Origin of the sequence: Xanthomonas maliensis, assembly GCF_009192945.1 — a bacterium.
In the GTDB taxonomy this organism is placed as follows: Bacteria; Pseudomonadota; Gammaproteobacteria; order Xanthomonadales; family Xanthomonadaceae; genus Xanthomonas; species Xanthomonas maliensis.
Genome location: NZ_NSET01000032.1, coordinates 71,974 through 95,971 on the forward strand (window position 1 = coordinate 71,974; position 23,998 = coordinate 95,971).

The 23,998-nt window shown below is 65.7% G+C and carries 16 protein-coding genes; 5 read left to right on the forward strand and 11 right to left on the reverse strand.

What is annotated here, in order from left to right; all coding sequences use genetic code 11:
- On the reverse strand, positions 1 to 1,890 hold the full coding sequence (pgaB, locus tag CKY51_RS10655) for a poly-beta-1,6-N-acetyl-D-glucosamine N-deacetylase PgaB (RefSeq protein ID WP_152249199.1): 1,890 nt from the start codon (positions 1,888 to 1,890) through the stop codon (positions 1 to 3).
- A gap of 10 nt (positions 1,891 to 1,900) precedes the next feature.
- Positions 1,901 to 3,943 (reverse strand): poly-beta-1,6 N-acetyl-D-glucosamine export porin PgaA, encoded by a 2,043-nt coding sequence (pgaA, locus tag CKY51_RS10660; protein WP_152249200.1) that lies wholly within the window; start codon positions 3,941 to 3,943, stop codon positions 1,901 to 1,903.
- Here pgaA and CKY51_RS22455 point away from each other — a divergent pair.
- From CKY51_RS22455 to CKY51_RS10670, 3 genes are all read left to right on the forward strand, one after another.
- Positions 3,942 to 4,118, forward strand: a complete 177-nt coding sequence (locus CKY51_RS22455) for a hypothetical protein (protein WP_170292313.1) — start codon at positions 3,942 to 3,944, stop codon at positions 4,116 to 4,118. The two genes, pgaA and CKY51_RS22455, sit on opposite strands and share 2 nt — an antisense overlap.
- A gap of 504 nt (positions 4,119 to 4,622) precedes the next feature.
- Complete coding sequence (locus tag CKY51_RS10665) at positions 4,623 to 4,832, forward strand: hypothetical protein (protein ID WP_152249201.1); 210 nt, start codon at positions 4,623 to 4,625, stop codon at positions 4,830 to 4,832.
- Between the two features lie 527 nt (positions 4,833 to 5,359).
- A complete protein-coding gene (locus tag CKY51_RS10670; protein WP_152249214.1) occupies positions 5,360 to 7,912 on the forward strand; it encodes a TonB-dependent receptor in 2,553 nt (850 codons plus the stop codon).
- A 71-nt stretch (positions 7,913 to 7,983) separates the two neighbouring features.
- Here the strand turns inward: CKY51_RS10670 and CKY51_RS10675 are convergent, their stop codons facing one another.
- A complete protein-coding gene (locus CKY51_RS10675) occupies positions 7,984 to 9,240 on the reverse strand; it encodes a multifunctional CCA addition/repair protein (RefSeq protein WP_022971631.1) in 1,257 nt (418 codons plus the stop codon).
- A gap of 49 nt (positions 9,241 to 9,289) precedes the next feature.
- On the reverse strand, positions 9,290 to 11,269 hold the full coding sequence (locus CKY51_RS10680; protein WP_152249202.1) for a transglycosylase SLT domain-containing protein: 1,980 nt from the start codon (positions 11,267 to 11,269) through the stop codon (positions 9,290 to 9,292).
- A 226-nt stretch (positions 11,270 to 11,495) separates the two neighbouring features.
- Here CKY51_RS10680 and CKY51_RS10685 point away from each other — a divergent pair, with 226 nt between their 5' ends.
- Positions 11,496 to 14,369 carry a TonB-dependent receptor gene (locus tag CKY51_RS10685; RefSeq protein WP_244952530.1) on the forward strand — a complete coding sequence of 958 codons (2,874 nt, stop codon included), beginning with the start codon at positions 11,496 to 11,498 and terminating at the stop codon, positions 14,367 to 14,369.
- 218 nt (positions 14,370 to 14,587) lie between these two features.
- Here CKY51_RS10685 and betA read toward each other — a convergent pair whose 3' ends face one another.
- The 7 genes from betA to CKY51_RS10720 form a co-directional block, all read right to left on the reverse strand.
- A complete protein-coding gene (betA, locus tag CKY51_RS10690; protein WP_022971626.1) occupies positions 14,588 to 16,258 on the reverse strand; it encodes a choline dehydrogenase in 1,671 nt (556 codons plus the stop codon).
- Positions 16,259 to 16,283: 25 nt separating this feature from the next.
- A complete protein-coding gene (gene betB / locus CKY51_RS10695; protein ID WP_022971625.1) occupies positions 16,284 to 17,756 on the reverse strand; it encodes a betaine-aldehyde dehydrogenase in 1,473 nt (490 codons plus the stop codon).
- 36 nt (positions 17,757 to 17,792) lie between these two features.
- Positions 17,793 to 19,775 (reverse strand): choline BCCT transporter BetT, encoded by a 1,983-nt coding sequence (betT, locus tag CKY51_RS10700; protein ID WP_152249204.1) that lies wholly within the window; start codon positions 19,773 to 19,775, stop codon positions 17,793 to 17,795.
- A 132-nt stretch (positions 19,776 to 19,907) separates the two neighbouring features.
- Complete coding sequence (locus CKY51_RS10705) at positions 19,908 to 20,645, reverse strand: endonuclease/exonuclease/phosphatase family protein (protein ID WP_031339175.1); 738 nt, start codon at positions 20,643 to 20,645, stop codon at positions 19,908 to 19,910.
- Between the two features lie 50 nt (positions 20,646 to 20,695).
- Positions 20,696 to 21,526, reverse strand: coding sequence for a thiol:disulfide interchange protein DsbA/DsbL (locus CKY51_RS10710; protein WP_152249205.1), 831 nt, complete (start codon positions 21,524 to 21,526; stop codon positions 20,696 to 20,698).
- Between the two features lie 90 nt (positions 21,527 to 21,616).
- Positions 21,617 to 22,261 (reverse strand): thiol:disulfide interchange protein DsbA/DsbL, encoded by a 645-nt coding sequence (locus tag CKY51_RS10715; protein WP_022972212.1) that lies wholly within the window; start codon positions 22,259 to 22,261, stop codon positions 21,617 to 21,619.
- A gap of 97 nt (positions 22,262 to 22,358) precedes the next feature.
- Complete coding sequence (locus tag CKY51_RS10720) at positions 22,359 to 23,156, reverse strand: c-type cytochrome (protein ID WP_031339678.1); 798 nt, start codon at positions 23,154 to 23,156, stop codon at positions 22,359 to 22,361.
- 142 nt (positions 23,157 to 23,298) lie between these two features.
- On the opposite strand from CKY51_RS10720, the gene yihA reads away from it, so the two are divergent.
- Positions 23,299 to 23,922, forward strand: a complete 624-nt coding sequence (yihA, locus tag CKY51_RS10725; protein WP_022972210.1) for a ribosome biogenesis GTP-binding protein YihA/YsxC — start codon at positions 23,299 to 23,301, stop codon at positions 23,920 to 23,922.
- The last annotated feature ends 76 nt before the right edge of the window (positions 23,923 to 23,998 follow it).

A 23,998-nucleotide genomic window follows, 5' to 3' on the forward strand; every position in this document is an offset into this window, starting at 1 on the left:
TCACTTGTCCGGGTATGGGAAGTTGCGGGCGGACATCGCCGCGCGTGCATCCTCCGTCGATGGCCTGCCAGCGATGAAGTCATCCGGATACCAGGCAAAATGGCGCACGCCCTGCGACTGCAGGCGATGGATCTGTGCGATCAGCTGGGCGCCGCTGATCGGCGTATGGGTGCGCCAATCTACCGTCTGCAATTCGAACAGGGTGTGCTTCAGTTCGGGGTCTTGCGTGCGGACCGCCGCGACCAGCGTGTCCAGCCAGTGCTCCGGATCTTTGCTGCCTTCCATCCATGGCATGGCCATCAGGGCGGTACGGTCATAGGCCCGGTTGAACAGATCCAAGCGTTGCGCGAACCAGGCCGCGCTCTGCGGTTGCAGGACCGGTTGCGCGTAGAGATTGCGTACCGTGCCCAGCTTCGGGCGCCAGCGCTGCGCGCTGGCGCGCAGCTCCATGGTGAAGTCGATCAGTGCCTGGGTGCGGAGACCGTCGCGGCCTTCCGGCGGCAACTGCGGCAATTCGGTATCGCGCAGATAGCCATCGTCATGGAACAGAATGCCCTCCATGTACGAGTTGATGGCCAGGTCTTCGTAGATGTCCTTGATGATCTGCCGTGCCTGCGGATTGGTGAAATCCAGGCGATACATGCCGTCGCGTTCGGGACTGTGGATGCGCAGCGCCTCACGCTGCGTCGGGTCGGGCAGTTCATAGCCCAGCACCGGCAGCCAGGCGTAGACCTTCACCCCGGCACGGGTCTTCAACTGCCAGGCGACGCGATTGAATAGATCTTCGCGCATCGGCATGTGCCGGTTGGGGAAGTACAGCGCGCTGGCGGTATTCCGGCCATCCGGATCGGCGAAGGCCTGCAGATAGACGTGGGTCGGGCCGATGCGTTTGACCCGGTCGATCAGCGTGTCCAGGTTGCGGGCCTGCTGCGCCGGATCGCTGTCGTAGAGCGCATCGAGGTCGATCTGCAGTGCACGTGTTCCATCCAGTGCAGGGTTGCGACGCAGTTCGAACGCCAGCCCTGTCACGGTCGGATTGTTGGTGACCAGCAGGCGCGCCAGACCGTGCAGGTCGCCAGTGACCGGCGTGCTGCGGCCCTCCAGATCGAAAGAGACCGGCATGCCCAGTTGTTCGGCGATGTCGTTGCTCATCTGGTTGTAGGCGGCATATGGCCAGACGATCGCCCGTGGGCGCACGCCCAGCTCATGCTCGATGCGTTGCACGCTGCGGCCGAGGTCCTTGCGCAGGCGCTCGGCGTACTGCCCGACATCCTCGTATCGCTGTGTCTTGGGGTCGTAGATGCGGGTATTGACCGCCGGGGCCTGGTTGCCATAGGGATTGGACTGCACGCCGTGATGCAGGTTGTCGGTATGGCTGGCCACTTCGATCAGGCCGCTGGCCTGCATCTCGCGTAACTGGTCCCAGGTGAGGAAATCGTCGTGGCCAAACGGCCGGTAGCCGTAGTCGATGGTGCGATCAGGCGCCATGTCCACATAGTCGGTAATCACCGCCACCAGCGCCGGATAGTGATATGCGCGCAGGAGTGGGTAGACGCGGGTGTACATGCTGCGCAGGCCGTCGTCAAAGGTGAGCAGCACCGCTCGCGGCGGTAGCGCGGCCTCGCCCCGCGAGGCCTTGATCAGTTGCGAGAGCGAGATCGGGTGGTAGTCGTGCGCCGATAGCCAGTCCAGGTGCGCGGCGAAGTTCTGCGTGCTCACCGCATACGCATCGGCATCGGATTTTTCGCGCACATCGTCGCGGATGTCGTGGTAACTCAAGACCAGCAGGCCGTTGTCGACGGCATCCGGGTCGACCGGCGACTTGGCCTGCGCGGGCAGGGCCGCTATCAGCAGGCCCAGTACGAGCAGACGCATCAGCCTGCGAAACATTCCGTCCACCTCACTCTCCCCAATGCATTGCCGCATCGATGCCCAGACGGCGCTCGCGCCGACCGTCATAGACCGGGCGCGCCCAACTGGCACCGTATTCAAATGTCCGCCCCTGACCGAGCTGCCATTCGTGGCGGTAGGCCACGCTGGGGATCAGGGAGCTGCCGTAGCGCTGCTGCCAGTAGTTTCCCATCGAGACGGTCAGGCGATGGCGGAAGCTGCGTTCGTAGTGACGCCATAGCTGCTGATTGAGGCGCAGGCCGAGCTCGATCGAGCGATCATGCGGCGGATTGAAATAGGGCGCATCGTCGCGACTGCCACGGCTGGCGTAGACGCTGCCCAGGCCATCGATGAGCAGGCGCGGTTGGCTCAAGAGCCGCTGCTCGATGGCGCTGCTGATCGTGTCGCGGCGGTTGCCGTCGTCGTAGCGGAACTGGCTACCGGCCAGTCGCCAGTGCATGCGTTCGTCTCGGGTGTAGTCCAGGGCCACCGCCATACTGTCGGCAGTGATGCCGGAGCTGCGCGCCTGCATCGACGCGTCTGGGTCGTTGCGTGCGGCGGCCACGCGTGCATGCCATTGATCGCTGAATTGCCAGCCCAGATTGGCGCGCAGGCCGGTCTGCCCGATGTTGTCGCTGGGATGCGCGATGGCGGCTTCCGCATCGCTACGACCGAAGCGATAGCGCACGCCGCCACTCAGCCATAAGGGATCGATGTAGCGGTTCTGGAACGTAACCGAGCGCCGATCGGTGGACGCGAATAGACGCCAGCGATCGTCCAGGATCGGCGAGTCCGCTTCCATGCTGTAGTGCTCATCGTGATTGCCCAGTGGCGAGTTGCCGCCACTGCTCGAACTCTGACTGCCTTCGGCGGTGGCCTGGAATTGCCAGCCGCCGTGGGCACGCCAGTCGCGATCCATGTGCAGCACGGAAGGCTGGTTGGGATACCGGGCAAGCAGGCTGTCGTGCAGGGGGCGTGCCAGGTCGTCGCGTTGCAACCGCATGTAGGACTCGTACATGCCGACGCGCGGCGATACATCGCGTGGGTCCAGCGTGTAGGCCATCTGATGGCGTTCCAGTGCCCGGCGTGGCCAACCACGCATCTGATAGACACTGCCCAGTGCGGTCTGCAGACCGCCGTTGCCGGGGCCAACCGCCAGCAAGCCTTCCAGCGTCCGCTGCGCGGTGGGCAGATCGCCGCTATAGGCGTGGATCATTGCCATGTTCAGATCGGCTTCGTAACGGCCCCAGTTGGCATACGGGCTCTTGCCACCGCCCCAGCGCCACGCAGGCTCGTCTTTTTTCCAGGATTGCAGGTAGTCGATGGCTTTTTCCGCCTGTTCGGTCTCCAGGTAGGCATAGACAAGCTGCGAACGCGACTGGGAACGTCCCGGGTCGCTTTTTAGAATGCGTTCCAGCAGTGGGATCGCTTCGGCCGGGTGCCGGGTCCCCATCGTCGAATCGCTCACCGCTGGCAGCACATAGTCGGGGAGCGGATGGCCTTCCCGTTGCAGAGCGTTGGCTTCGTCGCGCACCTGCGAATGTCGGCCCAGACGGTTGAGTAGAATCAGGCGATCAAAGCGGATGCGCAGTGGTACCTGCGCCGGTGGGCGCACCTCGCGTTGCACGTACTGCTCCATCTGCGCAAGTGCGTCTTCGGCCTCGGTCAGACGGGTGTCTTCGCTTTCGCCATAGGCCAGACTCCAGTTCACCAGCTTGGCCAGATAGTTGGATTCCAGGTGCGCCTTCTGGTCCTGGTCAAACAGCTCAGGACGCGCCTTGCACAACTGCCAGGCTAGCCAGGCATTGCCGATGTCGCTGAGCGTCAGCGTCTGCAGCTTGTACAGCAGGGCGTCGTCGGGATGCTCTGACTGGGCTCGCTCGATTGCGGCGAGTGCATCGACCCAGTGCGCTTGGTCGCGGTAACGACCGATCTCTGCAAGCCGATCGGCAGACGACGCACCGGGGCTTGATGTGGCGGCATGTCCCTTCGGCAACACCGTAGCGCATGTCAGGTACACACAGACCGCGAGCGGGAATTTCCTGACGGTCATGAAGATCCCGGGCGCGGTTATCGTGTGGATTGAACGATCGAAAAAAGCAAAATATATGCCAGCAGAGGTCTGCCAATTTTCAGTGCGCGTTGCGCCCGCCGCCGAGCGTTCAATGGTTCTGCGCGCCAAATTTTTGTCGTCCATCGCCTTCGATTCGCGTACGCGATGGTGGTGACAGGCGGCTGCGACTGTTTTTTGTCGCAGCGGGGGCAGTCGGTGCGACGCCGCCGGGCATGCGCTGCGTCAGCTTGTGACCTGCTGTGTCATTCGTTGCTGCCGCATTGTAGAAAGTCAGGCAACGCAGCAGGCTTGTGCTGATCGCGCGTGGGCGGGCGCGTGCACTGGTCGCCCCGGCTGGCATTGCCGGGGCCTCGATCGCGCTTGGGCGCACGTTGCGTGGATGGTCAAGCCGTGCGGTTGCTTGGCTGCAACGCGGGTGATCTTCATTCCACGATGCCGGTCCAGGCGCTCTTGCTGACCCCCGACATCATCTGCACGCCGGATGGTCTGTCGCTTGCGTCGATGGCGCGGGTCTCGATCGGACATCCAGCTGCATCGGCTCGATCGACACCCTGTGCACGCGAGCCGCTGGGAGATCCACCTGCCACGTCACCACTACCGGCATCGGCACGATCCCAGGACCATTGCTGACGGTTCGCCAGCTGCCGTCACCGGGCGCATGACGCCGTTGATGGATGCGCTGGACCTGGTCGCCTGCTTTCTTTTTTCGAGCAATCCTGCATGCGCAGGCCATGTCCGGCATCACGGGCGCGGTCAGGCGACTGAACTGGCGGGGAGATGGGCGGATCGGCGTGGTGGTGGGCGTCTCGACGTGGTCGCTGCATGGTCTGCCCTCGTCGTGGCCAAGCGGGCAGCGCATCTCGAATGACTGTGGCCGCGGGCGGCGGCAGGTTGACAGTGCCAATGGCGGAAGGCATCTTCGCTGATAACGTTATCAGCGAATGGGAGTGTCTCCCGTCTCATTGCTTCACCGCTGGCCGATTCGCATCGACTGGCGTTTCGATCCTTGCGCTGCGAAGGCGCACCGATCGCTGGCGGCGATCCGGCACAGGGGACGGATCGTGGCTTCGCGCGCATTGCGCGCTCCAGTGCAACCCGAAGGTTGCGACCTGACGTACCAGCCACGAGGTCAATGCAATGATGTTTCCCTGCGTTTTTCCGTTGTCTTCCGAGCTTTCCCATACGCGCCGCATGCAGCCGGACGAGGCGCATGCTTCTCCCTACGCTGCGTCGTCTATCGCCCAGGGGCCGCGCGCCTCCGGCCCCGGTTCGTTTGGCCGGAGGCAAGGGTGGCGCCTTTCACGCGATGCGGCGCGTGGGCAAGCCGTCCAACCTGCGGCATTGAGCGTGGCCGTTCGCGCCTTGCTGATCGCCAGCGCAGCGGCGACCGGCACGATGGCGCTGCCGGCATCTGCGCAGCAACAGGCAGCGCCCGCGTCGGCACAGGCGCAATCTGCACCCGCCTCGGCGCCAGCCGATCCTTCGGTGTCCACCCTGGACGAAGTCAAGGTGGTGGGTTACCAGGCCAGCCTGGGCAAGGCGCTCAACGTCAAGCGCAATGCAGATGCCATCGTCGATGCGATCAGCGCCGAGGATATCGGCAAGTTTCCCGATACCAACGTCGCCGAATCGCTGTCGCGCGTCTCCGGGATCACGGTGGATCGGCAGTTCGGCGAAGGCGAGAAGGTCAGCATTCTCGGTACCGATCCGGCACTCAATCGCGTGCTGCTCAATGGCCAGACCATCGCGTCCACCAGTTGGGGCGGCGACCCCAACGATCCGGACAGTCGCTCCTTCAACTACAGCACGCTGGCACCGGAAGTGGTCGGCTTGATGGAGGTGTACAAGACGCCGGAAGCGCGCATCGACGAAGGCTCGATCGGCGGCACCGTCATCGTGCATACCCGCAAGCCGCTGGACCTGGAGCGCAATGCCCTGACCGGTACGGTGAGCTACGGTTACAACGATCGTTCCGAAGAGGGCAAGCCGAACGCTTCGCTGCTGTACAGCTGGAAGAACCAGGACGAAACCCTGGGCGTCCTGACGTCGGTGATGCGGTCCCAGCGCGTGCTGCGCCGCGACGGCGTGGAGATCTTCGGCTACGACAAGGTTGCTGACGCCGCTTTCCCGCCCGAGGTCGTCGGCAGCAACACCGGCGTGTTCCCGACCTCGATCAACACCGCGCTGTTCCAGCAGACCCGAAAGCGCGATGGCATCAGCGCCGCGCTGCAATGGAAGCCCGATGCCGACTTCGAGCTCAACCTGACCGGCCTGTACGTCACCGAGAGCTTCGACAACTACAACCAGAGTCGTTATGGCTACTGGGGCTCCAATCCCGGCGATGCGCGGGCATTGGGCTTCGAGAATGGCGTAGCGACATCCGGCACCTTCGGCGATCAGTCCAGCACCTTCCTCGACGGCTATCTGCGCAATAGCGAAGTCAATACCGGCAGTATCCAGCTGCGTGCCGATTGGCACGGCGATGGCTGGAATGCGTCCAGCCAGGTGGGTTACACCAGCTCGCAAGGGGGCGCCGAGCGCATCTACGGCATCCAGTTCCGCAATCTGGCCGGCTACAGCTACGGCATCGACGGCCGCCATACCGCGATGGATTACAGCACCGACCCGACCGATGCCTCCGCGATGCAGCTCAACAACGCGTCGGCCAGCCATAGTCCGCAATACGACAAGGAGCGCTATCTGCAGTTGGACTTCGACCATGCCGTGGAGTGGGGGCCGTTCACCCAATTGCTGACCGGCATCAAGCTGACCAATCACGCCACCGGGCAATCGTCGTACAGCCGCACCTGGGCGCCGAACGCCCCCATCACCCTGGCGGCGTTCTCGCCCGGGCTGACGCCGTCCGGCTATCTGGACGGACTGTCGACCAGCGCCGACATGCAGCGCTGGGCCACCATCGGTCGTGGCGCGATCGGTCGCTATATCGATGGCCTGGAGGGCGATGATGGCCTGCCGATCAGCTATGCGGGCAATTACAGCATCCAAGAGCAGAACCGCGCCTGGTACCTGCAGGCCAACTTCTCCGGTGAGCGCTATCGGGGCAATGTCGGCGTGCGGTATGTACACAGCCGCGACTCTACCGATGGCTATAGCTACGCGCCCGGTGGCGGCTATACGCCGGTGAATTTCCTCAGCAGCTATGGCAAGTGGCTGCCAGCGTTCAACGTCACCTACGACCTGCGTGAGGACCTGCTGCTGCGCCTGGCCGCCTCCAAGGTGATTGCCCGTCCGCGCTATACCAACATGACCCCGTACGTGGCCACCGACGACACCACGCTGACCGCATCCACCGGCAATCCGGGCCTGCGTCCCTACGAGTCCACCAACCTGGGCGCCTCGCTGGAGTGGTATTTCAACGACAGCAGCCTGTTGAGCGGCGAATTCTTCTCGCGCGACATTTCCAACTACATCCTCACCACCGTGCAGGACCGCGTGTTCTTCAACAACGCCACCGGCGGCTCCAGTACCTATCAGACCTCAGTGCCGACCAACGCCGGCACTGCGAAGGTACGAGGCGTGGCGGTCAACCTGCAGCACAACTTCGGCAACGGCTTCGGCGTGGTGGCCAATTACACCTATTCCGATGCCAATACCGACGGCGACTACAGCCTGCCGTACAACTCGCGCAACGCCTACAACATCAGCCCGTATTACGAGCGCGGCAAATGGAGTGCGCGCATGAGCGTGGGCTGGCGCTCGGAGTACTTCACCCAGATCGGCCGGCTCAACGGCCAGCAGATGACCGATGCCTTCACCCAGGTGGATGCCTCGGTGGGCTACCAGGCGACCGAGCGCTTGCGGGTGGCATTGGAGGCCAGCAACTTGCTGGACGAGACCTACTACAGCTATATCGGCAACAAGAACCAGCCGTACTACCTGTACAAGAACGGACGCGCCGTGATGCTCAGCCTCAACTTCAAGTTGTAGCCGGCACGATCCCACGGCGGACGGGCGCAACGTGTCGGTTTGCGCCCGTCGTGTCCGGCCCGGTCGTCCGGCTAGGCGGTGTTGTCGGCGGCCTGCCGGCCGTCATCGCAGCGCGCTGCGGCAATGGCCGCGATGCGTGCCTTGGCCAAGGCCTCGCCGATCTGCGGGCCTTGCAGGCCTTCGGCCGCCAGGTCGCGCGCATTGATGGACAGGGCTGCGGCGTGCAGGCGCTTGAGCAGGGCGGCCTGTGGATACGGTGCTTCTTCGCTGCCGAGTCGGCCGCGCTTGTCCGCTTCGCAGACCAGGGCCAGTTGGGCGATGCGCTCGGGGCGCCGGAAGGCGTCGCAGCGCAGCAGCAGTTCGTGCACGGTGCGGTCGCGCAGTTCGCTCAGGCGGTGCACATTCAAATGCTCGCGGCAGGCGGTGATGGCCAACTGACGATAGTCCTGGGGTAATTTGAGCCGCTCGCACAGTGCCTGTAGCGGTGCCACCCCGCGTTGCTCGTGCATGATGTGGCGCGGCCATTCCTCCGGTGGCGTCAGTGCCTTGCCCAGGTCGTGGGTGAGCGCGGCGAAGCCCACCAGCGCATCGCCCGGCGCCAGGCGCGCGGCCATGTCGCTGACCAGCTCCTGGTGAATGCCGGTATCCACTTCCGGATGGAACTCGGCGCGCTGCGGCACGCCGTAGAGCGCATCGAGTTCGGGCAGGACGACGCGCAGCGCATCGGTGGTATGCAAGGTGCGCAGGAAGGCCGAAGGCTGCGCGCTGGCGAGCGCCCGCCGCAGCTCCTGCCAGACCCGCTCCGGCACCAGCGCATCCAGTTCGCCGCTGGCGCTGATCTCGCGCATCAATGCCGCGGTCTCCGGCGCGAGTTGGAAGCCCAGCGGTGCCAGCCGCGCCATGAAACGCGCCGCACGCAGGACCCGCAGGGGATCTTCGACGAAGGCCGGGCCAACGTGCCGCAGCACGCGCTGCTGCAGATCACGCGCACCGCCATACGGATCGATCACGTCGCCGCTTTCTTCGTCGCGGGCGATGGCGTTGATGGTGAAGTCGCGACGTTGCAGGTCCTGTTCCAGCGTGACCGAGGGATCGGCGTCCACCACGAAGCCGCGGTAGCCACGCCCGGACTTGCGCTCGGTCCGCGCCAGAGCGTATTCCTCACCGGTCTGCGGATGCAGGAACACTGGGAAATCCTTCCCGACCGGTTTGAATCCTTGCGCTTCCATTTGCGCCTGGTCGGCACCCACCACCACCCAGTCGCGGTCTCCGGCGGGCACGCCCAGCAACGCATCGCGGACGGCGCCGCCGACAAGATAGATCTTCATGCCGACATGATGCCGTAATCGCGGGCGGCGGCGTGATCGCCGCCGCGCTTCATTGCGGGTCGCTGGAGGATGCAGCCGTGCTCGGGCCCGGCGTGCAGACCGGCCGCGTGCGCTTGTCCACCAGCTTGCCCATCAGGCGATCGCTCAGCGGCAGCATGTCGCCGTTGAGCCTCCAGTCGTAGATCACGCTGAAAGCCAACACGCGCGCGACGTAGTCGCGGGTTTCCTTGTAGCTGATCGTCTCGATCCAGAAGTCCGGATCGAAACCCGGGCGTTGGCTCTGCCAGCGTCCAGTCGGGCCGGGGCCGGCGTTGTAGGCGGCGATGGTCAGATAGGGCAGGCCATAGGTGTTGAGCAACTGCCGCAGGTAGGCCGTGCCGATGGCGATATTGGTGTCCGGGTCGTAGAGGCTGGCCGCGCCAGCGTAGCCGGGCAGGGCGATGCCCTTGGCCACCGAGGACCCGGTACCCGGTAATACCTGCATCAATCCCATGGCATTGGCGGGCGAGCGCGCGCGCGGATTGAAGATGCTCTCGGCACGGATCTCCGCCGCCACCCAGGCCGGATCGATGGCGTTCTTGGCCGCTTCACGGCGAATGCTGGCATCGTGGTGCAGCGGGAAGCGCAGCGCATACAGGCGCTGCTCGTCGGGCTGCTTGCCGAGTGCGAACACGGCACGGTCGAACCAGCCGTTGTCGCCGGCCACTTCCACCGCCAGGCGGCGCTGGGTGTCGTCGAAGCGGCTGGCGGCATCGTTCCATTCGGCCACCGCCCAGCCCGGGCGATCGATCTGGAACAAGGCGATGGCCCGCACCAGCGCCGGATCGCGCGCCACCGTCGCCTTGGCCTGCGGACTGTCCTTCGGCTCCCAGGGACAGAGGCGATACGGCTGCTGCAGCCGATCGGCGGCGAGGAAGCCGTGGAAGGTCGGCGACTGCGCAGCGGCGCGGTACAGCGGTTGCGCGGCGGCGGTCGCGCCGGTCTTCTCGCTCAGACGCGCTTCGAAGTATTGCCACCGCGAATCGTTGCGTTGGCTGGCTGGCATCTTGCGGATCGCTGCCAACGCCGCCGGCCAATCGCCGCGCGCCATCGCCTCGCGCGCGCGCCATTCGTGCAGGCGTTCGTCATAGGACGCTTCGGGCACCGCATTGAGCCGGCGCGCCGAATCCGGCAGATACGAGGCCACCGTCCACAAGGCGATCTGGTAGAGCACCTGGCCGCGTTGGGCATCGCTGAAGCCCAGCGCGCTGGCCAGCGCCGGCAGCTGCTGTTCGGCCGCGTCCGGGTCGCTCTTGGCCAGCTTGGCCAGGCCATCGACGGCGATCCTGCGGCTGCGCTCGGTCTTCGGCCAGCTCAACGCCCGCGGGTGCACCTTGTCGAGAAACGCCGCGTAGTCGCTGGCCAAGGCCAAGTCGTTGGCCGGCAGTCCGCGTGCTGCAGTGCGCATCACGGTCGGCTGCTGGGCATCGGCTGCGGCCTCCACCCGCTCCCAGCGCAGCGCAGGCGTGAGTTCGCCGCGCGATTCCAGCGTGGCGACCACCGGATCGCAAGCATCCGGCAGCGCCTTGCCGCTGCGCCACAACGTCAGCGCATCGCGGCTCCATTGTGCATCCGTCTGGCCGGTGCTCTGGCGCGCGGTCAGTTGCGCGCAGCGCAGGCCCAGGTTGTCGGTGGCTTTCCAGTTGGCCAGCAGCGTTGGCCAATCCTGGCGGCGAGCGACGGCGGGGAGCCAGGTGGCGCGGAACGTCTCGGCGACCGGCTGGTTGGCATAGCGCTGCAGAAAGGATTGCGCCTGTGCGTTGGAGACCGTGTCGATGTTGCGCTTGAGGGTGGCGTATTCGAGCCAGCCATAGAGCGGGTGCCGGCTGAGGGCCGCCAGCTGGGTGGGATCGCTCTGACCGCGCTCGGCGGCAGCGATGGCATCGCGCATCGCGCTCAGTTGCGGGTCCAGGCTCTGGGCCTGCACAGCGGTGCAGCTCAGGGACAGCACGGCGGCGAAAACAACGGCAAGGCGGCGTAAGTCGGTCATGCCGCGATGATACCCAAGCCGCCCTGAGCGACTGGGTGAATGCCAGTGCGACGTGTGGGGGTTGGCGCAATTGCGCGCGCGTGCCTCACGTCGCCGCACGTGCAGGAGGAGCGACTATCGTCGGCGCCGCTTGCTACACGTTAATGGTTCGTTTAAAAGTCAGGGCGGACCGCAGGGCACGGGGGCGTGCGGACACTTCGCAGTCCTTCTGGAGAGAGAACGGATGATGCTGAACCCCCTTCGCCCGGCCCGCCTGGCCGTGCAGTTATCGCTGTGCCTGTGTCCCACTCTGGCGTGGGCACAGGCGTCCGACGCCACCGCCCCGACGCGCACGCTCGATGGCGTACAGGTCACCGGAACCCGCATCAAGACCGCCGAGCTGCAAGGTCAGGTGCCGATCCAGACCCTCAATCGCGCCGACATCGAGCGCACTGGCCTGACCTCGATCGGCGAAGTGCTGCAGGAACTGACCGCCTCCGGCTCGGCCCTCAACGCCAAGTTCAATTCCTCCGGCAACTTCGGCTTCCCGCCCGATGGCAGTGGCGTCGGCGCCGGTTCGGCGCAGGTGGACCTGCGGCATCTCGGTGCCAAGCGCGTGCTGGTGCTGGTGGACGGCATCCGCTGGGTCAACGAATCCTCGGCCTCGGGTGTGGGATCGGCCACCGATCTCAACACCATTCCGCTGGCGATCGTCGAGCGCATCGAGGTGCTCGAGGACGGGGCGTCCTCGCTGTACGGATCGGACGCCATCGCCGGTGTGGTCAACATCATCACCCGGCGCAGCTTCGATGGCGCGCAGGTCACGCTGAACTACGGGCAATACGGCAAGGGCGATGGCACCAATCAGGGCGTCGATCTGGCCTGGGGCACCAGTAGCGATCGCTATAGCCTGTTCGTCGGCGCCAGCTACGTGAAGCAGGATCCGATCTATGCGCGCGATCGCGCGCAGGCGCGCTTTCCGATTCCGGGCACGGGGCTGACTTTCGGCAGCTCGGCAACACCCGACGGGCGTTTCCAGTTCGTCGATCCCAACACCGGCGTCCGCCAGAACCTCACACCCAACGCCGGCGTGGGAACGCCGCGCTACGACGGCAGCGGCGGTTGCACGCGCAGCGACGACTACCATTGCTTCGGTACCGCCGACCGCTACAACTTCGCCGAGCAGAATCTGCTGCTGACGCCGTCCGAGCGCAAGGGGGTATTCGGCCAGTTCCGTTACTACTTCAACGACGACGTGCAGTGGTACGTCAAGGCACTGGGCAATCGCCGCGAGTCGACCAATCAGGCCGCGCCCGAGCCGATCTTTCTCGGCCCCGATGCCGGCACCGGCAATCCGCTCGCCGACAACATCGTCATCTCCGGCCGTAATCCATACAACCCGTTCGGCTTCGACCTGGATTCGGCCAGCAATCTGATCCAGATCGGCCGCCGCCCGGTGGAGGGCGGGCCACGCCGCTACGAGCAGCGCGTGGATACGCAGTACTTCGGCACTGGATTGGTCGGAACCTTCCAGGGCGCGTCGCGCACCTGGTTCTGGGACGTCAACGGCATGTACAGCAAGAACAAGGCCGAGCAGACCAATTACGGCAGCTACAACCTGTACAACATCAACCTGGCGCTGGGCGATCCGGCAGCCTGCGCGGCGGTGGCCGGTTGCGTGCCGCTGGATATCTTCAGTGGCGCCGGCAGCATCACGCCGGACATGCTGCGCTGGATCCAGCCCGTGGTGCACGACCGCAGCCAGAACGAACTGAGCCTGTTCACTGCCAACCTCAGCAGCGAGCTGTTCCAGCTACCGGCCGGCGCAGTGTCCTTTGCCACCGGCTACGAGTATCGCAAGTACGAAGGGTCCTATCAGCCCGATCCGCTGACGGTGGCCGGTCGCTACAACGGTGTCCCGTCGCTGCCGACCTCCGGCAGCTACGACGTCAACGAAGCGTATCTGGAGCTCAATATCCCGATCTTCGCCAACTCTGCGCTGGGCGACAAACTCGACCTCAACATCGCCGGCCGGTATTCGGACTATTCCACGTTCGGTGGCGAGTTCACGCCCAAGTACGGTCTGCGCTGGCAGGTCACCGATGAGTTGGTACTGCGGACCAGCTATGCGGAAGGCTTCCGCGCCCCGACCATCGGCGAGCTGTTCGGCTCGGCAGCGCGTGCGGATCTGCAGCTGTCCGACCCGTGCTCGATCGGACTGGGGGGCACTGCGCCACGCGGCAGCGCGGCCAACTGTGCCGCGCTCGGCGTACCGGCCGGCTACCAGCAGGCCAATCAGCAGATCTCGGTGACCACTGGCGGCAACGAGCGGCTGGAACCGGAGCGTTCGCGCAGTTTCAGTGCCGGCTTCGTGTTCAGTCCTGGCTTCGGCAGTAACGTCAGCTGGTCGGACCGCCTCGATCTGGAAGTGACGTTCTATCGCCACCATGTCGACGGTGCGATCCAGGCGATCAACGCACAGACCCAGCTCGATCTGTGCGTGGACACGCTCGACTCGCTGTATTGCCAAGGCATCGGTCGCGCCTCGACCGGTGGCATCAATGCCTTCAACAATCGCCTGACCAACCTGGGGTCGATCAAGACCGATGGCTGGGACGTGGATCTGTTCTGGACGCTGCCGGAAACCGCGCTTGGGCGTTTCAAACTGGCCTGGCAGAACACCTTCGTCGGCCGTTACCAGGCCTTGGGCGCCGCAGGACAGCTGCAGCCACAGGCGCCGGGCGTGGAGGTCGTGGATAGCGCGATCCCGGAATGGACCAGCAATGCAGTGTTGAGCTGGTCGCTGGGCAATTGGACGGCCTCGTGGACGGCGCGCCACATCTCCAAGCTCACCGAGCAGTGCGGCGATGCGGTCGAATTCGCGGTCTGCTCCGATTCGGTGGCGGGCACCAATCGGCTGGATGCGATCACTTATCACGATGCCCAGCTGGGCTATCGCCTCGACTGGATGAAGGGCTTGCAGCTCACCGCCGGCGTGAACAACGTCTTCGACAAGAATCCGCCGATCTGTCTGTCGTGTTCGTTGAACGGCTACGACGCATCCACCTACGACATTCCGGGTGGTCGCTTCTGGTATGTCCGCGCCGATCTGAAGTTCTAGTGTCGATCGCGGCAGGCAGCGGTCGCTGCGCGCCCTCGGCGGCAGCGGCCGGCTGTGGTCGTTGAGGGCGACGTGGCCCTCAGTTGCTTCCGGGGGCTGCGGCGGTCTTGTCATCGCGCTGCCGCTACCGCGCGTGCAAGGCGGCCTGGCTGTCCTCACTCAGCACGTCGCGTGCTTGCCCGGCAAGCACGCGACGTGATCCGCGCCTGCGCCTGGCATCAGCGGCGGACGGGGGCGTCTCCGGCCACGTAATAGGCGGCAGTGCTGCGTGGCAGTGGCGTGCGCCCGCGGATCCTGTCGGCGATCTTCTCGGCGATCATGATGGTGGTGGCATTGAGGTTGCCGGTGATGATGCGCGGCATGATCGATGCGTCAATGACCCGCAGGCCCTCCATGCCGTGTACGCGGCCCTGGCCGTCGACGACGGACATGTCGTCGTTGCCCATCGCGCACGAGCAGGACGGGTGGTAGGCCGTTTCCGCGCGCGCACGCACGAAGGCGTCCAGCTCCGCGTCGGTCTTGCAGTCCGCGCTGGGACTGATCTCGCGGCCGCGATAGGCGTCCAGCGCGGGTTGGGCGATGATGTCGCGGGTGATACGGATCGCATCGCGGAACTCCTGCCAATCCTGATCGGTGGACTGGTAGTTGAACAGGATCGACGGATGCTGGCGCGGATCCTTCGACTTGGCATGGACGCGACCGCGGCTGGGGGTGCGCATCGAACCTACGTGCGCCTGGAAGCCGTGTTCCTTGACCGCGTTGCTGCCGTTGTAATTGATCGCGACCGGGAGGAAGTGGTACTGGATATTGGGCCACTCGAAGTCGTCGCGGGTACGGATGAAGCCGCCGGCTTCGAACTGGTTGCTGGCGCCGATGCCGCTGCCGGCGAACAGCCATTGCGCGCCGATCGCCGGTTGGTTCCACCATTGCAGGGCCGGATACAGCGAGACCGGCTTGGTGCAGGCGTACTGGATATAGACCTCCAGGTGATCCTGCAGGTTCTGGCCGACGCCCGGCAGGTCGTGCACCAAGGACACGTCGAGCGCGCGCAACAGTGCCGGCGCACCGACCCCGGAGCGCTGCAGCAGCTGCGGCGAGGCGATCGCGCCAGCACAGACCAGCACCTCACGCCGCGCATGCGCATCGATCCCCTGGCTGCTGTTGCCCACCAGATAATGCACGCCGATCGCGCGCTTGCCGGCGAACAGGATGCGATCGGTCGTGGCGTGGGTGACGATGTGCAGGCCGTCGCGCGGGCGCGCCATGTCGAGATAGCCGCGTGCCGTGCTAGCGCGTCGGCCGTTTGGCGTCACCGTACGATCCATCGGCCCGAAGCCTTCCTGCTGATAGCCATTGAGATCGTCGGTGCGCGGATAGCCGGCCTGCACGCCAGCTTCCACCATCGCATGGAACAGCACGTTGTTGTCGTTGCGCGGTGTCGCCACGCTGACTGGACCATCGCCACCGTGATAATCGTTGGCGCCGATGTCGCGGGTTTCGGCCTTGCGGAAATACGGCAACACGTCGTGGTAGCTCCAGTCCTCCAGGCCCGGGCGCTTGGCCCAGCCGTCGAAGTCCAGCGCATTGCCGCGGATGTAGCACATGCCATTGATCAGCGACGAACCGCCCAGGCCCTTGCCGCGCCCGCATTCCATTCGGCGATTGTCCATATGCGGTTCCGGCTCGGTCTCGTAGGCCCAGTTGTAGCGCCGGCCCTGCAGCGGATAGGCCAGCGCGGCCGGCATCTGGGTGCGGAAATCCAGTCGGTAGTCGGGACCGCCGGCCTCCAGCAACAGCACGGTGACGCCGGGATCCTCGGTCAGCCGTGCGGCCAGGGTGTTGCCGGCCGATCCGGCGCCGATGATGATGTAGTCGTATTCGCGTTGCATGCCATTCTCCTGATGCGATGCCGGTTCAGAACACCGAGGCGTAGCGTTCCAGTTCGATCTGCACCGACTTGGTCTGCGTATAGGCCAGCAGCGTCGCCAGGCCGTTCTCGCGGCCTACACCCGATTGCTTATAGCCGCCCACCGGCATGGCAGCCGGCGATTCGCCCCAGGTATTGACCCAGCAGATGCCCGCTTCGAGCCGATGGATCAGCCGATGCGCGCGCGCCAGATCCGGGGTGACCACGCCAGCGGCTAGCCCATAGGTGGTGGCATTGGCACGGGTCACCGCTTCGTCTTCGTCGTCGTAGGTCAGCAGGCTCAGCACCGGACCAAAGATCTCTTCGCGCACGATGGTCATCACGTCGGTGCAATCGCTGAAAATCGTCGGCGCCACGTAGCAGCCCTGCGCCAGTGCACCGTCGCGCAGGCGTTCGCCGCCGCACAGTAGCCGTGCACCCTCGGCCTTGCCTTGTTCGATGTAGTCCAGCACGCGCTGCATGTGCGCGGCGCTGACCAGCGGGCCGAAATTGGTGCGCTCGTCGAGCGGGTCGCCGATATGGATGCGCTGCACCCGCGCCAGCAGTCGGGCCTCGAAGGCGGTGCGCAGCGCGCGGGGAATGAACACCCGGGTGCCATTGGTGCAGACCTGGCCGCTGCTGTAGAAGTTGGCCATCATCGCGATGTCGGCAGCCAGGTCGAGATCGGCATCGGCACAGACGATCAGTGGCGACTTGCCGCCCAGTTCCATGGTGACGTCCTTGAGCGTAGAGCTGGACGCGCTGGCCATGACCTTGCGGCCGGTGGCGGTGCCGCCGGTAAAGCTGATCTTGGCGATCTGCGGATGTTCGGTCAGCGCACCACCGATGCTGGCGCCGTCGCCAGGCAGGACGTTGAATACGCCATCGGGCAGCCCGGCCTCGGTGAACAGCTCGGCCAGCTTGAGCGCGGTCAGTGGCGTCACTTCGCTGGGTTTGAAGATCATCGCATTGCCTGCCGCCAGCGCAGGCGCCGCCTTCCACAGTGCGATCTGGATCGGGTAGTTCCAGGCGCCGATCGCACCGACCACGCCCAAGGGCTCATGTCGGGTGTAGAAGAAGCTGCCTTCGCGCAATGGCTGCTGGATGCCCTGCAAGCCTTGCGCGACGCCGGCGTAGTACTCGAGCACGTCGGCCCCGGTCACCACATCCACGCTACGTGTCTCGCTCAGTGGCTTGCCGGTGTTGAGGGTTTCCAGCTCGGCCAAGGCGTCGTTGCGTTCGCGCAGCAAGGCCACCGCCCGTAGCAGGATGCGGGCGCGTTCCACGCTGGTCATCGCCGCCCAGATGCGCTGCCCATTGCTGGCGCTGTCGACCGCTGCATCCAGATCGTCGGCACCGGCGTTGTGCACATTGGCAAGCACTTCACCGGTAGCGGGATTGACCACTTCGAAGGTGTGGCCGCCACGGGCGGGGACAGCGCGGCCGCCGATGTACAGCAACTGGTCGGGAAAACGGGGCATGACAAACCTCCTGGGGGATAGTCGCTGCAGGGGCACTCAGCGGGTGAGGTGCAGGAACTGCAGGTGACGCTCGTACTGATCGATGATGTCGTTGATGATCTGTTCGCGGCTGTAGCCCACCAGGTCGTAGTCCTGGCTGCCGTCGTACAGATGCACCTCGGCGCGGTAATAGCGCTGGCTGCGCAGGCGCTGCGCGGCGAAGGTGGGAGTGCGATAGCCCCGCATCACGACCTGGTAGCGGAAGCCCTGTTGCTCCCCATGGTCCACGCTCAGTTCCATGTCGGCGTCGTCGAAGCGGCTATCGACCTGCCAGCCTTTGCCCTGCAACTGGGTGACCACTGCCTCGATGGCAGGGCGCACCTGGTCGTGCATGAAGCGATAGACCTCGTCGCGCACCGGGAAGTGCACGGTCTGGGCCAGGCGCTGGCGCCAGCCGCGATGGTGGCGCGATTGCCCGACCGATGGGCTGGGGCTGTAGGATTGCGCGCGGCGTCGCTGCGCCTCCTCGCTCAAGGCGCGCGACAGGCCCCAGGCCATCAACAGCAGTACCGCCGAGAACGGCAGCGAGGCCAGCACCACCGCCGACTTCAGTGCGTCCATGCTGCCGGCCAGCAGCAGGCCGGCCGTGACCATGGCGGTGAGCACGCCCCAGAACACCCGCAGCCAGCGCGGTCCGTCATCGTGGGGTTCGCCGCCGTGCGAGGACAGGGTGGACAGCACCACCGTGCCGGAATCGGCCGAGGTCACGAAGAAGATGAAACTGATCAACACCGTCACGGTGATGACGGCGCGGCTCCACGGGTAGGTCTGCAGCAAGGCATACAACACCGTCTCGGGAGCATCGACCGCCTGCTGCGCCCAGTCCTGGTGACCGTACTGCAGTACCTGCTCCAGCGCGCTGTTGCCGAAGATCGACAGCCAGGCGAGGGTGAAACCGAGCGGGATCAGCAGCACGCCCAGCACGAATTCGCGCAGGGTGCGGCCACGCGAGATGCGCGCGATGAACAAGCCCACGAAGGGCGCCCAGCCGATCCACCAGGCCCAGTAGAACACTGTCCAGTTGCCGAGCCAGTCGGGGCGACTGCCATAGGCGTACACGTCGAAGCTCTTGCCCACCACGCTGCCCAGGTAGTCGCCCAGGTTCTGCATCAAGGTGTTGAGCAAGGATTGGGTGGGGCCTGCGAACAGCATGAACAGCAACAGCGCGATCGCCAACAGCATGTTGATGTCCGACATCCAGCGCACGCCCTTCTCCACGCCGGAGACGGCGACCACGATCGCCGCGCCCATCATCGCCACGATCAGCGCGACCTGGACCCAGTGCGTATGCGGGACGTCGAACAACGTGGTCAGGCCGGCGTTGAGATGCAGCACGCCAAAGCCCATGTCTGCGCCGATACCGAACACGGTGGCCACGATGCCCAGCGCATCGACGGTATAGCCGATCGGTCCGTCGATGCGCTTGCCGATCAGCGGGTAGAGCGCCGAGCGCAGCGCCAGCGGCAGATTGTGGCGAAAAGCGAAGTACGCCAGTGCCATCGCCGCCAGTGCGAACACGCCCCAGCCGTGCAGGCCCCAGTGCAGGAACAGCAGCTGCATCGCCTGGCGCGCGGATGCGGCGCTTGCGCCGCCGTCGCCTTGTGGCGGCTGCAGGTAATGGGTGAGCGGTTCGGAAACGCAGAAGAAGAAGAGGGTGATGCTGATGCCGGCGGCGAACAGCATGCCAGCCCAGGAGAGATAGCTGAATTCGGGCTCGTCGTGATCGGCGCCGAGTTTGACGTTGCCGTAGCTGGACAGCGCCACGCCCACCACGAACAGCAGATACAGCGTCATCGCCAGCAGGTAGTACCAGCCCACGTTACGCGATGCCCAGGTCTGCGCTTTCAGCAGTACATGGCCGGCGTCGAGCGGAAACAGCGCCACCAATAGCGCGAAGCTGCACACCACCGTCGCGGCCATCACGAACACGGGCCGCAACGTGCGGACCGACGACGGCGGTGCCGGTTCCAACGCACTCATAAGGGGCGTTTCACGTAGCGTGCTCCACAACGAAAACGCCCGTGTTATGGCACGGGCGGTGTCGAGGGGGTGTCATCGGTCGAGGTCGTCAGGCAGCGATGGCGCTACCATCGCGACGCTGCACTGGCGCGCTCAGCGCAGCATTTGCGCGGGCACGCGCAGATCCATTCCCACTGCGAGGTGATCGGAAAACGCTGCCGGAATCGCTTCTGTGTGTTCGATCCGCAGGCTGTCGCTGACCAGGATGTGATCGATCGCTCGCTCCGGCCGCCAACTCGGGAACGTATGCACCACACAACCGGGTGGTTGCAGGCGGGTGTGTCGATACAGCGCCTGCATTTCCGGTCGATCGGCCACGCAGTTGAAGTCGCCCATCAACACCACGTTGGGATGATCGGACAGCAGTTCGGCGATGAAGGCCAGCTGCGCCATGCGCGAATTGGCGCCCAGCGACAAGTGCGCCACCGCCACCGCCAAGCCCTCGCGTCCGTCGCCGAACTTGGCCAACAGCATGCCGCGTCCGCCGATGCGGCCAGGCAGGGGATGGTCCTGCACCTCCACCGGCTCCAGCTTGCTGAGCAGGCCATTGGCACTGGAGGCCACCCCGCCCATGCGGCGGTTGGGCTGATGGCTCCAGTAATGGAAACCGGCGCGCTCGGCCAGGTAGTGGGTCTGGTTGGTGAAGCCCGAGCGCAGGCTGCCGGGGTCGCTTTCCTGCAGGCCGACAATGTCGCGTTCGCCGACCAGCTTGGCGATGCTGTCCAGGCTGTTGCGCTTGTCGCCCAGTGGCAGGGCATGCGACCAGCTGCGGGTGACGTAGTCGCTGTAGCGGCGGGTGCTGGAGCCAGCCTGGATATTGGCGGTCAGCACCCGCAGCAGGCGGGAGTCCGAAACGTTCACGTCGATCTGCAGGTCCGGCCTTACTTGGCGAGCGTGGCGCGTTCGCGCGCGATCAGGTGATCGGCGATGCGCAACACGTCGGGAAAGCTGTTGCCCTTGACCAGGTACTTGCCGTTGATGATCAGCGACGGGGTGCCGGTGACCTTGCTGCGCAGCGCGAACTGCTTGGCGCGGTTGGTCTTGGCCGAGACGCCGAAACTGCTCATGGTGTCGACGAACTGCTTGGGATCCACGCCGTACTTGGCATAGAACGCGGCGATGTCCTGCGGGGTGTCGTGGCCGCGCTCGCCCTTCAGGGTCTGGTCGACATGGATGGCCTTGTACAGCGCCTCATGGGTCTTTTCCTGCACGCCCAGGGTCTCGGCGGCATAGAACGCGCGGCCGTAGTCGTCCCAGGTGCCGCCGAACATCGCCGGCACATAGACGAAATGCACGTCCGACGGCAGGCCGGCCTTCCACGGCCCGACCAGCGGCTGGAACGCGTTGCAGGCCGGGCAGACGTAGCCGAACACCTCGGCGACCTCGATCTTGCCAGCGGCCTGCTGGTACGGCTGGCCACCTTCGATGTCCAGGTAATCGGTGCCGGCAACCGGCTCGGGGCCATTGGGTGCGCGCGGGGCGGCGGTCGGCGCCGCCGGTGCGGGTGCCGGCGGCGTCGCGGCGGCGTCGCTGCCGGTCGCGGCCGGTGCAGCCGGTGCGGCTGACTGCTCGCCCGTGTTCGTCGCCGTCGGCGCGGTCTGTGCGGCAGGGGCCGGCGCAGCCGGGGCGGTATCGGAGCTGCCGTCCTGGGCCTTGCAGGCCACCAGGATCGGCAGCAGCGCCATCAGCGTCAGGGCAAAGCGGGTCTTCATTGGATTGGATCTCCAGCGTGGGGCGAGGACAGGCCGGACGGCCGCGGGGCGCATGATGCCACGGGCCGCCTTCGAGGACCGTTAGCGGATTCAGCGCCGCGGCTTGCCGGCGTGTTCGCGCGCGATCAGAACGTCGGCCACGCGCAGCATGTCCGGATAGCTGCGCGCGGTGATCAGGTAGCGGCCGTTGACCAGCAGGGCGGGCGTGCCGCTGATCTTGCTACGCACCGCAAAGGCGCGCGCGGCCTCCATCTTGGCGTCCACCGCGTCGCTCTTGAAGGCCTCGATGAAGCGCTGTTGCGGGATGCCGTAGTCGGCGTAGAACGCCGCCAGTTCTTCCGGGGCCACGTTCTGGGTGGGCACTGTGTGCTTGTCGTGGATTGCTTCGAACATCGCCCGATGACTGCGCTTGGCCACGCCCAACTGCTCGGCAGCGAAGTAGCTACGCGCGAAGGTATCCCAGAAGCTACCGAACACGGCGGGGACCGGAGTGACGCGCACATAGGCCGGTTGCTTGGCCGCCCATTCCTCCAGCACCGGCTCGAAGTGCGCGCAATGCGGGCAGCTGTAGCCGAACACTTCCACCACCTCGACCTTGCCTGCCAGCGGCGCATACGGCTGGCCGTCTTCGATCAGCAGATAGTCTTCGCCCTCGACCGGCGGATCCTTGTCCGCCGCGCAGGCCAGCAGCGGCAACAGCAGGAAGAGCAGGGACAGGCGGGACAACAGTTTCATGCAGGCTCCATGGGGGATGGCAGGGAAAGGGAAACGACGACGCCGGTCGCAGGACCGGCGTCGGGCGACAATGGGCGATGGCCCTGGTCGGGTCAACTCATGAGCGCGCCGGCGAGGCCGCCGTTTGCTGTGCAGCGGCGGCATCGTCGGCACGGTCGTGCAGCCCCTGCAGGTAGCTGGCCAGGGCCTGGATCTCCTGCTCGGTCAGCGGCTTGGCGACCTGGGCCATGATGTTGAACAGCGCCGGATCGCGTTGCTGATGGGTGCCGGCCTGGTACTCCTGCAGTCGCCGGGCCACGTACTCGGCGTGCTGGCCGCCCAGGCGCGGATACGCAGGCCCCGGATTGCCGGCGCCCGCCGGGCCATGGCAGGCCATGCAGGCCGGCACGCCGCGGGCGGCATCGCCGCCGCGGTAGAGCTTCTCGCCGACCTCGTAGAACTTCATGCCCTGGTAGGGGCCCTCGTTGACCACGGCGTCGTCAGCCACGCCGGCGGCGGACTTCTGGGTGGCGAAGTAGGCACCGAGGTCGCGCATGTCTTGCGCGGTCAGGTCCTTGACGAACGGCACCATCGCCGCCACCGCGCCGCTGGTGCGCTCGCCGCTGGCGATCAAGGCGATCTGGTGCGCCACGTAGCGCTCGGTCTGGCCGGCGATGCGTGGGTAGAGCGGGACCGACGGGTTGCCATCCGGCCCATGGCAGGCCGCGCAGGCGGCCGCCTTGGCTTGCCCGGCCTTGGGATCGCCCCAGGTGGTCTTGGCCAGATCCACCTCCAGCGGCGCAACACGGACCGGTGGTGGGTCGGGAATCGGCGTCACGGCCGATTGAGCGAACGCGACCGCGGCGACGACCGGGACGGCGATGGCGGCAAGGGCAAGCACACGAGCATGGCGCATCAGCTAGAGCTCCGTATGGACCTGGCCCGCGCGCGTAAGGCTGTTGTGGCAGGCGTGCCGGATTATCGACATGGCTTCGGGCCAGGGTCAACGAACAGTGCAGCAAAACCGCCCGGGTCACCGAACGTGCGATCCTAGGGGGATGTCACTGCTCATCGAACAAGCCCGCTACCACCTCTCCGCCCACAACGCCCGGCAATTGCCCGACGACGGTGGCTGGGAGGTAGCCTTCGCCGGCCGCTCCAACGCCGGCAAGTCCAGCGCGCTCAACGCGCTGACCCGCCAGAACGCGCTGGCGCGCGTTTCCAAGACCCCCGGTCGGACCCAGCAACTGGTCTATTTCCAGATCCAGCCCGAGCGCTATCTGGTCGACCTGCCCGGCTATGGCTACGCCAAGGTGCCACAGGAGCTGCAGGCGCACTGGCAGGCCTTTATCGACCGCTATTTCCGCACCCGCCAGGCCCTGCGCGGTCTGGTGGTGGTGATGGATATCCGCCATCCGCTCAAGGACTACGACCTGCAGATGCTTGGCTATGCCGCCGAGCGCGGGCTGCCGGCGCATGCCTTGCTGACCAAGGCCGACAAGCTCGGCCGCGGCCAGCAGGCGCAGACGTTGCAGAAGGTGCGCAAGGAGCTGAGCAATCGCTTCGGCGACAGCGTCAGCGTACAGACGTTCTCCGGCGAGTCGCGCCAGGGCGTGGATGTGTTGCGCGACATCGTCGGTGGCTGGCTGGGCCTGCAGACCGAGCCACCCGCCAGCGAGTGAGTCCGGCGTGGCAAGTCGGCCCGTGTCGGTGGCACGCGCGTGCGGGCGGCGATCGCCGCGCTGCACGCTTCACGTC

Bases quoted from the DNA above. Each gene is read 5' to 3' on its own strand.
- pgaB (WP_152249199.1), bottom strand. From the start codon at position 1,890: ATGTTTCGCAGGCTGATGCGTCTGCTCGTACTGGGCCTGCTGATAGCG.
- CKY51_RS22455 (WP_170292313.1), top strand. From the start codon at position 3,942: ATGAAGATCCCGGGCGCGGTTATCGTGTGGATTGAACGATCGAAAAAA.
- pgaA (WP_152249200.1), bottom strand. From the start codon at position 3,943: ATGACCGTCAGGAAATTCCCGCTCGCGGTCTGTGTGTACCTGACATGC.
- CKY51_RS10665 (WP_152249201.1), top strand. From the start codon at position 4,623: ATGACGCCGTTGATGGATGCGCTGGACCTGGTCGCCTGCTTTCTTTTT.
- CKY51_RS10670 (WP_152249214.1), top strand. From the start codon at position 5,360: ATGGCGCTGCCGGCATCTGCGCAGCAACAGGCAGCGCCCGCGTCGGCA.
- CKY51_RS10675 (WP_022971631.1), bottom strand. From the start codon at position 9,240: ATGAAGATCTATCTTGTCGGCGGCGCCGTCCGCGATGCGTTGCTGGGC.
- CKY51_RS10680 (WP_152249202.1), bottom strand. From the start codon at position 11,269: ATGACCGACTTACGCCGCCTTGCCGTTGTTTTCGCCGCCGTGCTGTCC.
- CKY51_RS10685 (WP_244952530.1), top strand. From the start codon at position 11,496: ATGCTGAACCCCCTTCGCCCGGCCCGCCTGGCCGTGCAGTTATCGCTG.
- betA (WP_022971626.1), bottom strand. From the start codon at position 16,258: ATGCAACGCGAATACGACTACATCATCATCGGCGCCGGATCGGCCGGC.
- betB (WP_022971625.1), bottom strand. From the start codon at position 17,756: ATGCCCCGTTTTCCCGACCAGTTGCTGTACATCGGCGGCCGCGCTGTC.
- betT (WP_152249204.1), bottom strand. From the start codon at position 19,775: ATGAGTGCGTTGGAACCGGCACCGCCGTCGTCGGTCCGCACGTTGCGG.
- CKY51_RS10710 (WP_152249205.1), bottom strand. From the start codon at position 21,526: ATGAAGACCCGCTTTGCCCTGACGCTGATGGCGCTGCTGCCGATCCTG.
- CKY51_RS10715 (WP_022972212.1), bottom strand. From the start codon at position 22,261: ATGAAACTGTTGTCCCGCCTGTCCCTGCTCTTCCTGCTGTTGCCGCTG.
- CKY51_RS10720 (WP_031339678.1), bottom strand. From the start codon at position 23,156: ATGCGCCATGCTCGTGTGCTTGCCCTTGCCGCCATCGCCGTCCCGGTC.
- yihA (WP_022972210.1), top strand. From the start codon at position 23,299: ATGTCACTGCTCATCGAACAAGCCCGCTACCACCTCTCCGCCCACAAC.